We start from the raw sequence: 15,013 nt of genomic DNA on the forward strand, positions 1-15,013 counted from the left end.
TTCCGGCGAACCTGGGTCAATTTTAACCCGGCGGTGACAGTAGATAATAAATCAACTAATTTACAACCTTTCCACCTATTTGATCACCGGTTAAGCTGTCGCCCTTCACAATCCCCCCACTTTCCTCTTTATCCATGGGGTAAAATCTATCTTCCTTATGTCAATTTGTGTTTTTGATACCTGACATGTATACCTTTCCGATTACTTGTTCTCACATAATATATTTGTAGTCCAAAGAGGGTGAGAACATTGTCGGTCATTCATGACTTAATTATTAACGGTGGATTTGAATCAGGATCAATAAATCCATGGATAGCTTTAAACGCATCTTTGGTTGGTACAAACAGCCATTCAGGCTATTATAGTGCATGTTTATCAGGTGGTGATGTCAATTCCTATATCCTGCAATTTGTCCCAGTTAATGCGGGTGACGGTTTTGAACTCTTTGTCTCACTTGCAAAGTTCGGCGTCACCCCTAGTTCTCCTATCTCAATATCTGTTGGTTATTATTCGCCAGCATTGCACTTTCTTGGTTATGGCTTAATCACCAATATTCCATCTGGACATTTACCAAATGATGGTCAACCCGATTGGATTGAAATTTATCAAACCACTAGTATTGCTCCAGAAGGAACCACTCAAGCAATTGTACTCATTAACAAATTGCCCCAAATAGGAACTGCAGATGTACTTGTTGATGATGTATCTTTGCTATCAGTTATTGCCCCCCGCGGACCTCAGGGACCTCCAGGGCCCCAAGGACCTCCAGGCCCCCCTGGGCAAATCGGATCAATATCCATCCATCCGAGCGTAAATAGGTTCTTTTATTTCGCACCTATTGATATTCAATTGACAAACCCGACAACAATCTCCGCTACACAATTTACTGACGACAATGGACAACCTGCGGCATCATTTTTGATAAATGAAAATATATACATGAACCTATTTATTAACGGGATCCTACAAGAATCAAGCCTGTACAGTGTAAATTCTGATAGCCTAACACTTCATGCGCCTGGGGGAACTATTTTCTCGGGCACTTCCATTATTCTCGAGATCGTCCAATTTACAGCAATTGTCTCTCCGTAAAATTGATGAAAATACCAGCGGACAATCACACTTCCGGATTTTGGAAAACCCTCATTAACTGTACTGAAAGAGAGGTGATACTATATGCCAATCGTTAAACCGTTTATTGCCGGAAGAAGATTTACGGGTACAGCAGGAGCCGGTACCGGAACCGGTGCTACTTTTGCCATTGCAGCTACTACTTTCACTGATGACACCGGAGCAGCAGCTACAGCATTCCCAGCTTCATTTTCCTATTACAATCTTTACATCAACGCTGTTATTCAAACAGCCGACACTTCAACAGTGACTACCACCGCAATTACGATTCCAGGTGGGGATGTACTAGACCCTGCAACACCGATTGTTATTGAATTTGTAGTAACCTAATCATTTTTTTCATCATAACGGCAATTCATTTGTGGATTGTCGTTATTTTGTTGATATTCCCTCAAATCAAACGGGGTCTTGACCAGTTCAAGTTTCGCCTAAAAAATGCCCTATTATTTTTGGGGATTCGTATAGCAGCTTGCTGTTATGATTAAATTACATTTTTGGGGGTTCCATACCAAAATTAGCCCATTCTTCTTTTGAAGGGCCATAAATACCTGGAACAGTTAATCCAGCTTGTCGCATAAGAACCGCCATTTGTCCTCGATGGTGGCTTTGATGCAGAATCAAAAACAGCAAAAGAGACCCATTTGGCATTTTTTGACCTAAGAAGTCGATACATTCTTCTAAGTTATTATCGATCCATTGAGTTTTTAATGCCTGAACAAATGCATTACTGGCTTGATGATAGCTGTCTGCTATAAACCGAGCCGAAGCAGGAACGGGCCAATCTTCTGCTGGGGCTTCAAACGTTAAATTTGTATTTGAAGCAATTATGTGAATAGCAGCTACAGTATGCCAAGCAATACGTCCTAACGTCCAATTCTCCGAAGTGATTTCCTGTTTAAGTGCCTCATCCGATAGATTATTTAGTAGTCTTTGTGTTGCTCCTGATTCGTACTCCCAAGATCTCAAAAAATTTTCTAAGGTTTGGAACATAACAAATCCCCCCTAATGTTTTATTCATTTCGCTAAATCCACAGATTATCCTTCCGTTTTTTGGAAGATTTATAAGGTTATGATGACCACGACGACTTTATCCAAATATAAAAAGACGGCTGAGATAACTGCAGCCGTCTTTAAGATGAAAGTTATTCTATCCATCGCTCTGTTCTTATAGCAATCTAGGTGTTCTTCGGGACCTTTTCTTTTTTCTTTCCAAGCTCTTTGGCCAGTTGATGCGTAAAAAACCTTTGTAAGTGTAAACTCCCTAGCGACAATCTCTACATATGGATCTAGTATAAAAAGGCTTCTCATGTTTGTTACAAAGCAACACCTTTCTGACTAACATTGATCTGCACTCCATTTGAGAGATATGAAATGTATTGTGAGAGTAAAGTTTGAAATGTCGCCTGATTTATATTTCTTGCTTCGAGAGCTAACCCTTCCACCTTATTTATGAAAGAGTGTGTCTAAATCTTTCATGCATACGGGACGGATATTCGCTTGGCAAACTGCTGACCCGATCCAAATGCTCCCACTGCTCGGAAGTAAGCGACCAACCGACTGCGCCCATGTTTTGCTCAAATTGGGCCATGTTATTCGCACCAATAATAGGGGAAGTGATGCCTTCTTTGCCCAACAGCCAATTCAAAGCGACCTGTGCGGGCGTTTTCTCTGTTTGGCGAGCGATTTCATTAACCGCATCAACAATTTCAAAATTTTTAGGCGTAAACTTGTTGTGATAATCAAACTCCCCATTTAATCCTAAAGAGAATCGGCCGAAGTCCGGCTTATCCAGAGATGTGTATTTCCCGGTTAACAAACCTCCCCCAAGTGGCCCCCATGGGATAATGCCTACATTTTCCTCCAGGCATAAAGACATGTGCTCTCGATCCATTTCGCGACTCACCAAGCTGTATTGCTGTTGAATCGAGACAAAGCGGACATAGTCTTTTGCATCACTATAGGCGAGCGATTTCATCAATTGCCATGCGAGAAAATTGCAGCAGCCGATGTACCTGACTTTCCCAGACGTGACAAGGTCGTCAAGCGTCCGAATTGTCTCTTCAATCGGGGTGAGATGATCCCAAACATGCAATTGGAACAAATCAATATAATCGGTATTCAACCGTCGAAGGCTTGCCTCAATTCCATCTAATATATGCTTTCTGGAATACCCTTTATCATTCGGATGCGGACCGGTAGTGATGCCCACCTTCGTAGCGAGAATCACCTCAGACCTGCGTTCCTGGATCGCCTTTCCCACAATCTGCTCGGAAACGCCGGCTGTATAAATATCCGCGGTATCGATAAAATTGCCGCCAGCATCCAGGAACTGATGCACCATGCGGATCGAATCTGCTTCATCGGTTGATCCTCCAAACATCATCGTTCCCAAACACAGCTCAGATACGAGCAGTCCGCTTTTCCCCAGTTTCCGGTATTTCATGTCCATTCCCCCTCTTCCATGTAGGTCTAATTGTAGCTTGTAAAAATGGAAGAAAAAGAGTAAGATCGAAGCCAAAACTTCACCTTTTAGAAAACGGAGGGCAGCAAAACGATGAAGTCTACCGAGCATTATTTGAGCATCCTGCTGTCGTTCCCGATGAAGCAGGCCAAAGGCGAGATCGTTTCGATTACGATCGAGGAGCTGACGGACATTCTTTATTGCACGCCCCGCAACGTAAAGCTCATCATACGCAAGCTGGCGGATGAAAAATATATTGAATGGCGAGCCGGAGTAGGCCGGGGCAATCCATCGCAGATGACCCTTCTTAAGGATCTGGACGACGTGGCAGACGAGTACTTTCATGATTTACTGGTCAAAGACAAAATCAAAGAAGCCATGGATCTCCTCTATCATAAAGCGCTGCCTCTCCCTCTGCGAAACAAGCTTCGTGGTCTGCTCGACGCTCGGTTCGGCTTTCAGGTAGAACTGACGAGTTTCGCCACAACAGATTTCCTGAGAGTGACCATGAACCGAAAGTCCAACACACTGGATCCCGCTTTCGTGTGCACTGCCACTGCAGCCTTTATCCTTCAACAAATATGCGATGGGCTTGTTTCCTACGACTCTGAGAAGAAGACCTACGTGCCGGCTCTTGCCCATTCATGGGAAAGCAATGAGGATGGAAGCAGATGGACGTTTTATTTGAGAAAAGGAGTCCGCTTTCATCATGGACGACCGTTGACGTCCAAGGATGTTTTCTATACGTTTCAGCGGCTGAAGGATGTCCATTCTCCTTCACGCTGGCAGTATGAAGAAATTGAACGCGTCGAGATAGTATCCGACCACGTCATTTCCTTTTACCTGCGTCAGCCTAATCGTTTGTTCCTCCATTTTTTCGGCTCTTTCTATATGTCGATCCTCCCTCATGATGTAGCGTTTTCGGAAAGAGCGATTATTGGAACTGGACCGTTTCGAATGGCTGAGTCCACAGATCAAGTGATTGTGCTAGAGGCGTATGAAGATTACTTTCAGGAAAGAGCCCTTCTGGATCGGGTCGAATTGTGGCTGATTCCGGAGGACGTTCCAATCGAGCAGTATCAGCTTCCTCAAGGGGACGATATCAGGCAAGACGCTAATAGTACGGACGGCGAAATCGGATATGTAATGGACGGTTGTCAATTTATCGTTTTCAATTTTAAGAAAAAAGGCATCCATCACAATCGTTCATTCCGCAAAGCGATGAGGATACTTTTCGACCGCCTCGCGATAATCAGAGAGCTGAAGGAGAATCGCATCGCGCCGGCAGACAGCTTTTTGCCCGATAAAAGCAGTCATGTCCACTTTGCGGAGACAACGCTTGAAGAGGCATTGGCCTATCTCCGGGAAAGCGGCTATTCCGGCGAAACGCTGAATCTTTTCTATTTGGAAAAAAAGGATTTCTTGGTCGATGCCCAATGGCTGCAACAGCGCTGCGAAGCCGTCAGGCTGTATATCTCCTTACATCCCATCCCTTTTGCAGACTATTATTCGCCCACTGCTGATCAAGAGGCTGATATGCTGCTCATCTGCGAGACGCTGGAGGATGATGTAGAGTGGGGGTATCTTCGCTTATTTCAGGATGAGGCCAGCTTCTTGCATCGATTTTTTCATCACGAGCAGCATGGCTGGTTGGATGGATGCTTTCGCCGCTTTGTTCAGCTGCCTACATCTGAGCAACGGGAGCGGATTATTGACGAGGTCGAGCGGCGAATCAGGGAAGAGGACTGGATCTTATTCGGCTATCACATCAATAAGGTATCCAGGTATCATCCAGCGCTAAATGGGGTATCGCTTGATTCTTTTGGATGGATCGATTTTTCGAAATTGTGGATCAAGCAAGGGATACAGGTGTGAAGAGTTGGGAAGAACCCGTGCTATGTGGCCAATGGTACGGGTTCGGGCGTATATCTTTCTTTTTCGATTTGTTCCGATATCTCTGCTTTCGCAGGTTCTTGAAAAAATAGCCTCCGGTTTGGAGGCTATTCATATACGTCCATCTTTATTATTTCTTCTTTATTCGGACAGGGATTATTTCCTATCATTTCTAGCTATCGATATGCCTCAAGCCCAATCATCGGCTTTTCAAAATATGCTCGATTCGCTTTTCCGGCACAACCCAGATCGCTGCAACGAGTACGTAAAAGAAGCCAGATATCCATGGCCCCACATACGCGGTCAATATCCCGATCAAGTAGAGAAATGGAGATATTTTCACCTTCCAGTCTGTTCCCATTGACATTACGAATGCGGAATCACCGGAATGCTGGCTTATGATTGCCAGCTGGAGCAGCCTGTAAGAGATCGCTGCAAGCAGAAGAACGATCCCGTACAACGCCGTAGGAGCGGGTGCAAACTGGCTTTCCCCCATCCAGGCGGTCGTGAACGGAACGAGGGATAGCCAGAAGAGCAATATTAAGTTGAGCCACATCAACCGCCCGTTCATTGTTCGAATCATGTGCAGCAGATGATGATGATTGTTCCAGTAGATGCCGATATATACGAAACTGAAGATGTAGCTAAGAACTTTTGGACCAAGTTCGAATAACGCATGCCAGTCGTGGCCTTCCGGTACTTTGAATTCTAGCACCATGATCGTAATAATAATCGCCAACACGCCATCGCTGAACGCTTCCATCCGGTTTGCTTTCATTTTGGGGGACCACCATTTTCTCGCTTTACGCGCTTTATATAAATCCAATGCATTTCTGTGGTTAATTCTGAATTTTCCTTCCCCATCATGTCAAGCTCAACATTCGCAAAAACCGCATCCCCCAGATGTCAAAGATAATCTTACATAGGTTAACACCCGTGGTATTTTAAAAGCGATCTGTACCGTTCAGGAAGTCGAAAAGGGCTCGGAGTATTCTTGATGTTGTCCATCTGTCACTTTATGACGGAGCAGTTATTCCCAGCTGCTGCACGTAGTATCGATGAGCAATTTCCGCAATGCGATCCTGGTCTTCCCAGAATCTTTTATCAAGCGTATCCAGCCGTTCTCTCTCTTCTTCGGTAAGAAACTTTGGAATATCCCAGAGTTGAGTGAGGCGGTTGTCTTCAGATAAATGATCGATGCAGGCATATCCCGACTGGACGATTTCGAGCGCATAGACCGCCCCGATGGCTTGTAATGCCCGTACCGCGTATATATATACCTCTTCTCCCCAATTGCAAAAAAACTGCAAAAAACCTCCGTTATACACATCGGCTTCCAGCATCCATAAGGCGGCAATTTCTTGTTCCTGTGAGGTCAGTGTGTTCCAGCCCACAGCATTCTTTTTCTCCACAAAGGCTGCGGCAAAATCAAACCATATGTCACAGATATCACTCTTACTCAAGTTAAACTCCTCCTTGATGTTGAAGCCTTGTATCATCGTTCAGGATGCTTTCCCGCACATCTGCTGCTAGCTCAGCTGATTCGCTTTCAAACGCGACATTGTATGGTGGATCCGTTACGACAAGTGCAGCTTTCTTACCATTCATTAAACCGTAGAACGTCATCCGGATTTGTTAACTCGCCGCACATCAGGAAATGCCTACTGCCAAACATCACCATACATTGTCTCCGGCTCTTTTATTTCATTGAGCGCTGTTCCAACGTCGAAATTATCGTCTACCACCGGTTCATTGATTGAACTGGCCTGATACTGTGCAAGCAGCGAGTCGATCTCTTCTTTTCCGAAACCGTTCAAACTGATCTCAATGTCTGCCAGCTGCACATCCGAGAGAACTTGTGCAAGCTTCTCCTCGTCCCAGCCCCCGCTGATTTTATTCAAGGCTAGATTGAGAGCCTTCTCTGTGCTTTCCTCTAGGCCCACAACCGAAACTTCTACCTCCACGGCTCCCTGCTCGTTCACGAGGATTTTGTACCGCTGATGGCCCCAACGAGATTGCCGCTTCGCTCATTCCACACCAGAGGTTCTACGTACCCGAATTCTTCAATCGATCGTTTCAGTTTTTCGTAATGAGGATCACCAGGCTGTAAGATCTGAGGATTATACTCAGCTGACTGATCATTGCGACAGGGATTCTTCGTATGTCAGTGCTTTTCGTATCCTTCCGGTAACGGAGAGTGATCAGCTTTTGATATTCTCCCATTCCCAATAAAAAATGCCACACGATTATCTCGGATGGCTCAATCATATTTATTCATGCTCTAATATTAACAGTGTTGACGCCCAATTTTGGTACAAGAAAAGCACAAGTTTTGTACGAATACTGCCCCCAAAATGCCCGATGGAAAAATAAAGCTGTATAATTATCCGATACGCTCTAGAACTTCACAACCGTTGTCTAACATTTTCTTTATGACTGCTTCGTATATATCATCGTCTTCAATTATCAATGCCGTACTATCAGCTTTGTTAAATATAGCATAACCATCACTTTTCACTTTTACTAGTACATATTCTTCTCTATTAGTTGTCCAGATGTACTGAAATTCTTCTAAGTTCATGTGATCACCTAATTCCTCATCATTATTTATGTGTTCCATCTTGATAGAACCTTATTACATCCGTTCTACCTGAAGGAACTATTTGTGAAATGCGTTGGGGAGAACCAGCTTGTTCTAATAACTCTAAGACTCTCCTATCACCGGCACTTGAGAAAGGACTTCCTGCAGGGTGAGTATGATAAATAAGCATGGAATCCTTTGTTATTGGTACACTGACTCTGTTAGAGGTTCCTGAAAATAATTTATACGTTCCACCTGATCCGTTTTTATTATTACCTCTGACGTAAACTAATGCAAATTCCACCCCATACTCGTCGGTTAATTGTCTCATTTCATCTAACTCTCTAGCCCACACAATCACTATTTTTTCTTTCGTCAACAATTCGTCAACAAAAAAACAGACACCCTGTAATAATCAATTCTTAGGTGTCTGTTCTCATCAAAAAAGGCCCTGAAACTCAAGGTCTTTGTATACTATGTTATGGTGATCTGGACTGGGTTCGAACCAGCGACCCCCACCCTGTCAAGATAAGTTGGTAGGGTTTAGAGATTCGGAATTCCTTACTGTAAGCCCAGTTGTATCAAGGGATAAGACACTTTCTTCGCTTTATGTTCGAGGATACCGGAATACAAAAAAATCAAAATTCTTGACCAGATTATTGACCAAACATCAGGACAGTTATGTGTTTAACGATAGAAACCCAGAAATGGCTTTGATTATTCAACGTTCCCCAATAAGGAATTGCTCGCAAAACGTGTGAGACTTTTTAGCTTATCAGGATTCAAAACAGCATACATGTTCACGATCCGCTCATTTTGAATATCGAAAGAAATCGTAGCAAAGAGTTGCTCTCCTGCATAAAACACCAATCCGGGCTGGGCATTTATTTCGCGAAGCGTAAAGGAAAAACCAGCAGGGAACTCCGGGAGAATACCGATAAAGAAACGGGCGATTCGATCATGGCCAAACAGCGGGCGCAAGGGGGCTTTCACTTTGCCTCCACCATCCATATAAAGGATCGTGTCCGCAGTTAGCGTTTCGAGCAGTATTTTCATATCCCCACTCAAAAGGGCTTGCGCGAACTGTTCAATCAAATGGGTGGCGTCCCGCTCTATACCGACGTTTACTTGAGGAATTTCGCCCAAGCTTCTTTTCGCCCGTCGAAAAATTTGCCTGCAGTTCGTACTGCTTTTGTCGACGATCTCCGCTATTTCCTCATATTCGTATTGAAGTACCTCTCGCAACAGAAATACAATCCGCTCCGTCCAGGAAAGCTGATGAATCAAGAGCAAGTACGCCATTGAAATGGTTTCTTTCCGTATATATCCTTCCAAAGGGTCGATTTGTCCGTTCCCCTCACTTATGATCGGTTCCGGAAGCCAAGGTCCTGCGTATGTTTCACGATGCTTGCTTTGCGCCCGTAACCGATCTATGCACCGGTTACTCACACTCCTGAACAAATAAGCCTTCGCATTCCTAACTGTATCGGAGGGAACCTTTTCTATCGATAGGAACGTTTCTTGTACGATATCTTCGGCATCCATCATACTGCCCGTCATGCGATAAGCCAGAGAAATCAGCGAAGGTCTCAGACTTTTATACAGCTCTTCCACTTCCACCGTTTGCACGCCCTCCCACCTTGTCGTATTCTCGCAGGAGCTCCTCGGAAGCCCGCTTGGCGCTGGCAAAAACCGCATCAACTAATACTTCACTTTGACCCGTCCAATCCCCGGCAACGTACAATCCGCGCACTTCCGGGACAGATGGGCCATAGCGTTTGCCGATTCGATCGATGGAATCAAAATCATGGGCAACCGTCATTTTTGGCAAGAACTGCCTTGCGACAAGTTCTTTTCGCCATCCCGGTTGAATGAAGTCCAAAGCCCGCTCCAATTGGCCTTCGTCGTTTTTGGGATTATCAGAACCAAAGCCGATATCCTTGCACACATGAATAATGGCGGAACCATCCTCACTTGCATCGGAAATGACTGATGGGGTGCTAACAAAGATCGGTTGATCCAAGAAGAAGGTGAAATGGCGCTTTGGATCATCTGGGTAGGGCAGCTTTTGGAGTGCGACGTCTAGACATGCAGCATAGATTGGTTTCGCCCGATCCCGCCACTCCTTGAGCGCTGTGTGCTCGGCGTTTTTAACGATCTTGCAGGTTTCGGCCGGTCCTGCCGTTACAATGACATATGGGATTTCCACTGTTTCGCCATCATGAAAACGGATTTGCCTTACCCTGCCGTCATGCTCAATCTCGGATACATGTTTTCCATACAGAATGGCAACACCTGCTCGGATCGCCTCCTGCCGAAGACTTTCAACCAGCTGGCCCCACCCTCTATCGACATATATCACTTGATTGCCTTTAAATACGAGCTGCAGCCTCCTGACTCCAGGAGCAGCCAAGAGAAGTTCAGGATATGGCACAAACGTATTGGTTCTGCAGACGGCGTAAATGAGGTGCCGTATCATCGGATCGTTTATTTCTTTTTCCGCCCATTCCCGAAAACTGATTGGCGGTAAAGCCTTTGGATCGATTTTCGCCAGTCGTGTCACAAATTGAACGATTTCCAACTTAGCGGAAGCAGATAACAATTTGGATGTGAGAACCGCGAAAGGATTTCCAGGGAGTTGGTAAAGCTTGTTATTCCACACCAAGCCACCTTTTGCGAGCACGATCCCCCCTTTGACCGGGATTCCCAGTTCGGTTAATGCCTCCTCAGCGGCCCCCCCTTTATAGAGCGCATGAAGACCCAAATTCAGCATGGCACCATTCTTTTTTACCGTAACGGAACGACCGCCCAATTGATTTGCTTTTTCCAACAGAACTACGGATAAACCTGCTTTTGCCAAATATATTGAACTTGTTAATCCAGAAAGCCCTCCGCCGATTACCGCTACATCATATTTTCTCATGCCCATTCTCCCTTCCATCTTTTTAAAAATAAGACGAATCGAAAGGATGGATTTGTGACAAATATCGCGTTGGTCGGGGACTCTTTCAGGATCTTGTGAAAGCAGGCTCAACCGCCCGATCCGTTGACGCCGAAGGCAATCAAACCGAGCGCAACCGTGTAGAGCATCCAGCCCGGATGACGACCGCGCGATGCCTTACAGTTGATGAAAGCGCCATACAGGTAGGAGCTGCCAACGAGCAGGCACGTCACGAGCCTTGCGTCCTGCCCGAACCAGATGGAAGCAATCAAAGCAAGCCCGCCAAGAAACCAGTTGAACGTACTGAACTGCAAGAGCCACGACACGATCCATCTGACTCCTGCCTCAGCAAATAAAGACTCCGCACTCGCCAACGGCCTGACCATGAGCCGTTGGGTCAGAATGCCGTGCACCAGCGCCACACCGCTTCCGATGATTCCAGCCACTACTAAGGCAATGTCATACCAATTCATGTCAATATACCTCCCTAAAATTTATGGCAAAGACTATTACGTAACACCATGGGAACGAACGCCTTAAAAAAAGCTTAATTTATCGACAAAGTCAAACACGATGGCTGCTATAAAAATCGCAGTAACGAGAATTGTTAAAAACAGGAAAATCAGTGTGCCGCGTTTCAAAGCAGAAAGCGAAACGTCTCTCGCTTGTGCATAATGCGCTCCCGACAAGCCAGACAATACTCCCATGATGAAAAACCATGGTTGGTAAACGAACAAGTCCCATAATGCATCGATACGCATATCCACTTCACCGCTAAATGTCGGCAATTTCAAGTTTATGAAGCCAGCCAAAAAGAGGACTCTTGTAATGATTCCGGCTGCTCCATGAGCGATTAAAAAGACAGAGCAGATAAGGGTGGGAAATAACAGAAATCCTCGGTAGACATTGACTCCGCCGATCCACGGAATCCATAAAGGGATAACCTTCCCCCAAGGTTTAACGAGTCCTAACAAGACAAATCCACACAACATGATAATTACACCCACGACATAGCTTGCTATATAGATGCCGCCAGTGGGATCAACAATCGGAGCCGAAAGACCGATTGTTCCTCCCGCGGCCTGATAGAATCGGACAAAGACCGCATACAGGAGGGCCCAGACGCAACCCGCATAAGCCGCCCATCCTGACCTCTTTGTAAAGTGGGCGTAGGCTTTCCAACCATTAGGTAACGACGAATCAAGATTGTGTTCCACCACATAGCACCCTCTTTAATTTGATTTGGCGACCTCTCTTTCACTTTCGCAATAAGAGCCACGCCTGAGGCAAGCCAAGCCAAAAACCCGAAGTCGGCATCACGATAATCCCAATCAAGCAGATGACAAACAGCATCCATCCGAGAGGAACAGGTGGGGCAATCCCTTTCTTTTTCATGAGCCAATCCACCGTATAGCCGAGAAGAATCAGCATGAAACCAAGCATCAAGTACCAGAATGCGGTTGCGCGATCCCATTGCCCACTCCCCACCGTATCCCATAGACCCTCGGCAACCATTGGCTGCAGTTGATTCACAAACCCAATCAACCCCAAGACATTATGAAACAGTCCAGTCAGCATAAGCGTCAGCCCGACATGACGTTTGACCCCACTCACCATCTATTCCTCATCCTCTCTCGATTTATGAAATATCAACTTTGCGTGCGCATGGAGTGCGGCTTGGCTCCTCCAACAAGTCAATGAGGCTCTCGATGACCGCACGGGAAGCCAGCAGCCCTTCCTTGACGGTGTTTCTTGCATGCTTCCCCACCTGGTGTTGTTTCAGATGTTCCAACAGCCGTTCTATTCGAAGCTCGTCGCTTCTCTTTGCTCTACATTCCCTTCTGTCATATTTCGTTCACCAAAACGGATAAGAAGCCGGTCCTCTGAAAACTTCGCACCTGTAACCTGCCGGCCTATGAGCGGTCTTGGCAAAATCACCTTCCGTTTGTAGGCACCTGCATTTACCGTCAGTTCGTCGCCAGTCTGTGTTAAATCCAAATCCGACTTCTCCACAAAAGGAATCGATAGCTCCAAAACCATTCCTCCATCCTCTTCTCGGATCTTTTCTGTTCTGCCTCGATAAAGAATAGTGAAAGGATTCTGATCTTTAAAAACGATATCCGCCAATTCTTCGAGAACAGACAATCCGATGACTTCCTTTGGCATCATGGGCGCTTTGAGAATCGGCAGCGGCTGGAAGTTCATAACGATTTCTTCTTCATATTTCTTTTGAAGGTCTCGCCAGTATGCGAAAAATCCTTCTCCTGCCTCATTCGGTAGCACCCGATTCACGATGACCCCGTCCGTGTTGAACCCGAATAAATTCAGATACGTGAAGGATCTTTTCGCTTCGGAAAGCACCATCTTCTCGGGGTTCAGCACCAGTCTCACCGATGTCATCTCCGGATCCAGAACGATCCGCTGCAGCTCCTCCAAGCTGCGCGCCAATTGCTCAACGCTGTCAAGCACATCATCCGAGGGAAGTTCTACGTTGTTGATGAACTTGGCGACAGGCCGAACGAGCTTGATCAGCCTGCGTTCGTTCGGAAACATTTTTTCGAGCCACCAATTCAAAACATTTGGATAGCTGAGCAGCCGCAGCGTCTCTCCGGTCGGCGCGCAATCAACGACGACCACATCATATTTTCCGCTTTGCGCGTGTTCCTTGATTTGCAATAAACTGAACAGCTCTTCCATGCCAGGAAATACGAGCATTTCCTCCGTAGCAATATCGGTAAGCTGTGCTTTGTCGAGCAGTGCGGTTAGCCACCCTTGGACGACTCCCCAATTTTTCTCCGTCTCCCGCAGGCTGTTCACTTCCTGCCCCCATAAGTTTTCGCAGATTGGGACTGGCTCCGGCCCGATCCGCATGGCCAGTGAATCCCCTAAACTATGTGCTGCGTCAGTGCTAAGAATGAGCGTTCGTTTCCCCTGCTTCGCCATTTTCACCGCTGTCGCCGCGGCTATACTCGTCTTGCCCACGCCACCCTTACCCGTGTAGATGATGATTCTCATATCCCTTGCCCCTTTTAGTACGATTTCGTAGTAATTGTGAAATAGAAGAGTCCGGTTGAATCGGTCACTAATCGATCTTGATCTTTGCCGGACGGTTCTTTGTTTCCTCAAGCTTTACAGGTTCCTCGTCTTGGAAGACTTTGATGGCTTTAAACGAAAGTAACGTAAATTGCTCCAGTTCTTCCAGCGTAAACGCCGCTTCCAACTTGCCCAGCATCCCCAGCATGATGTGCTCCCACTCTTTCGCAAGTCGAATACCCTCTTGTGTTAGCATGACGAGCTTGACACGTTGGTCTTTTGGAGATGTCGCTCGGGCGATATAGCCTTTTCGCTCAAGCCGCTTGGCAATACTAGTCATCGAACTCAGCGGCGCACCCATTTCGGCCGCCAGTTCCGTCATCGTCAGGTCCCCCCGAAAGAGCAGAATAAGCAGCGTCGCCAGATCCGAACGCGTCACTTTCTGTTCAAGTTGCAACATGTCGGTCATGAATGCGAAAGGGCGCAAACCGGTCTTGAGAAAAAGATCATATAGCTTATGCATACCGGGTGCTCCTTTTAGTACGATTTCGTAGTAAGTGTTTGAATCCAATTTAATACGTTTTCGTAGCAATGTCAACTCGATTATTCTCAGGCGTTTTACTCCAGTTAGTGTTCGCAATCTTTACAAAAATACATACTATACGGTAACGTATGATGTAATCGTTGTAGAGATAATGGTTATTTAAAGGATTCGATTGGATGACATCAAACATGAAACGGAAATGGTTAGAGGAAGGGTTTTCACTTTTGAGTGAACAAGGTGCGGGCTGCTTGAATATCGATACCCTCACGAGCCGCTTAGGGGTGACGAAAGGTTCGTTCTATCGAAAGAACGCTCAAGACCATAAATATTGATGAACAACAACTTTCCGCCCTCCATAAATTTGAACACATCATGAAGACATCGCTAGTGTGAACATCAATTGTAAAATCCCCAATATAATCATTTGAA

General features: G+C 45.8%; 17 protein-coding genes. 3 read left to right on the forward strand and 14 right to left on the reverse strand.

Features of this window, described 5'->3' with window-relative positions; genetic code table 11:
• Positions 1 to 249 precede the first annotated feature (249 nt).
• The gene (locus EIZ37_RS25030) at positions 250 to 1,092 is read left to right on the forward strand and encodes an NTTRR-F1 domain (protein WP_134687490.1); all 843 of its coding nucleotides are present in this window, start codon (positions 250 to 252) and stop codon (positions 1,090 to 1,092) included.
• Between the two features lie 84 nt (positions 1,093 to 1,176).
• On the forward strand, positions 1,177 to 1,461 hold the full coding sequence (locus tag EIZ37_RS25035; protein ID WP_134687491.1) for a DUF4183 domain-containing protein: 285 nt from the start codon (positions 1,177 to 1,179) through the stop codon (positions 1,459 to 1,461).
• Positions 1,462 to 1,617: 156 nt separating this feature from the next.
• Here EIZ37_RS25035 and EIZ37_RS25040 read toward each other — a convergent pair whose 3' ends face one another.
• Both EIZ37_RS25040 and EIZ37_RS25045 read right to left on the reverse strand, forming a co-directional pair.
• Complete coding sequence (locus EIZ37_RS25040; protein ID WP_134687492.1) at positions 1,618 to 2,121, reverse strand: DinB family protein; 504 nt, start codon at positions 2,119 to 2,121, stop codon at positions 1,618 to 1,620.
• Positions 2,122 to 2,578: 457 nt separating this feature from the next.
• The gene (locus tag EIZ37_RS25045) at positions 2,579 to 3,574 is read right to left on the reverse strand and encodes an aldo/keto reductase (RefSeq protein WP_134687493.1); all 996 of its coding nucleotides are present in this window, start codon (positions 3,572 to 3,574) and stop codon (positions 2,579 to 2,581) included.
• A gap of 111 nt (positions 3,575 to 3,685) precedes the next feature.
• Here EIZ37_RS25045 and EIZ37_RS25050 point away from each other — a divergent pair, with 111 nt between their 5' ends.
• On the forward strand, positions 3,686 to 5,467 hold the full coding sequence (locus EIZ37_RS25050) for an SgrR family transcriptional regulator (RefSeq protein WP_134687494.1): 1,782 nt from the start codon (positions 3,686 to 3,688) through the stop codon (positions 5,465 to 5,467).
• Positions 5,468 to 5,684: 217 nt separating this feature from the next.
• Here the strand turns inward: EIZ37_RS25050 and EIZ37_RS25055 are convergent, their stop codons facing one another.
• The 12 genes from EIZ37_RS25055 to EIZ37_RS25110 all read right to left on the reverse strand — a co-directional run bounded on the left by EIZ37_RS25055 (position 5,685) and on the right by EIZ37_RS25110 (position 14,563).
• Positions 5,685 to 6,263: a TMEM175 family protein gene (locus EIZ37_RS25055; RefSeq protein WP_134687495.1), complete on the reverse strand. Its 579-nt coding sequence runs from the start codon at positions 6,261 to 6,263 to the stop codon at positions 5,685 to 5,687.
• 238 nt (positions 6,264 to 6,501) lie between these two features.
• Positions 6,502 to 6,948 carry a DMP19 family protein gene (locus tag EIZ37_RS25060; protein WP_134687496.1) on the reverse strand — a complete coding sequence of 149 codons (447 nt, stop codon included), beginning with the start codon at positions 6,946 to 6,948 and terminating at the stop codon, positions 6,502 to 6,504.
• Positions 6,949 to 7,146: 198 nt separating this feature from the next.
• A complete protein-coding gene (locus EIZ37_RS25065) occupies positions 7,147 to 7,449 on the reverse strand; it encodes a ParB N-terminal domain-containing protein (protein ID WP_134687497.1) in 303 nt (100 codons plus the stop codon).
• Between the two features lie 419 nt (positions 7,450 to 7,868).
• Entirely contained in the window at positions 7,869 to 8,066 is a 198-nt protein-coding gene (locus tag EIZ37_RS25070) for a hypothetical protein (RefSeq protein WP_167569124.1), read from the reverse strand.
• Between the two features lie 22 nt (positions 8,067 to 8,088).
• Positions 8,089 to 8,397, reverse strand: a complete 309-nt coding sequence (locus EIZ37_RS25075) for a hypothetical protein (RefSeq protein ID WP_134687499.1) — start codon at positions 8,395 to 8,397, stop codon at positions 8,089 to 8,091.
• Between the two features lie 386 nt (positions 8,398 to 8,783).
• Positions 8,784 to 9,695 carry an RNA polymerase sigma-70 factor gene (locus tag EIZ37_RS25080; RefSeq protein WP_235828225.1) on the reverse strand — a complete coding sequence of 304 codons (912 nt, stop codon included), beginning with the start codon at positions 9,693 to 9,695 and terminating at the stop codon, positions 8,784 to 8,786.
• A complete protein-coding gene (locus tag EIZ37_RS25085) occupies positions 9,664 to 10,989 on the reverse strand; it encodes a phytoene desaturase family protein (protein ID WP_167569125.1) in 1,326 nt (441 codons plus the stop codon). Before EIZ37_RS25085 ends, EIZ37_RS25080 begins: the two co-directional genes overlap by 32 nt.
• 107 nt (positions 10,990 to 11,096) lie before the next feature.
• On the reverse strand, positions 11,097 to 11,480 hold the full coding sequence (locus EIZ37_RS25090; protein WP_134687501.1) for a hypothetical protein: 384 nt from the start codon (positions 11,478 to 11,480) through the stop codon (positions 11,097 to 11,099).
• Between the two features lie 63 nt (positions 11,481 to 11,543).
• Positions 11,544 to 12,227: a DUF3995 domain-containing protein gene (locus tag EIZ37_RS25095; RefSeq protein WP_235828227.1), complete on the reverse strand. Its 684-nt coding sequence runs from the start codon at positions 12,225 to 12,227 to the stop codon at positions 11,544 to 11,546.
• A gap of 37 nt (positions 12,228 to 12,264) precedes the next feature.
• Positions 12,265 to 12,624 (reverse strand): DUF6463 family protein, encoded by a 360-nt coding sequence (locus tag EIZ37_RS25100; RefSeq protein WP_134687502.1) that lies wholly within the window; start codon positions 12,622 to 12,624, stop codon positions 12,265 to 12,267.
• A 183-nt stretch (positions 12,625 to 12,807) separates the two neighbouring features.
• Entirely contained in the window at positions 12,808 to 14,022 is a 1,215-nt protein-coding gene (locus tag EIZ37_RS25105; RefSeq protein WP_134687503.1) for an ArsA family ATPase, read from the reverse strand.
• Positions 14,023 to 14,089: 67 nt separating this feature from the next.
• On the reverse strand, positions 14,090 to 14,563 hold the full coding sequence (locus EIZ37_RS25110) for a MarR family winged helix-turn-helix transcriptional regulator (protein WP_134687504.1): 474 nt from the start codon (positions 14,561 to 14,563) through the stop codon (positions 14,090 to 14,092).
• Between the last annotated feature and the right edge of the window lie 450 nt (positions 14,564 to 15,013).

Origin of the sequence: Brevibacillus migulae (assembly GCF_004521915.1) — a bacterium.
Classification (GTDB): domain Bacteria; phylum Bacillota; class Bacilli; order Brevibacillales; family Brevibacillaceae; genus Brevibacillus_F; species Brevibacillus_F migulae.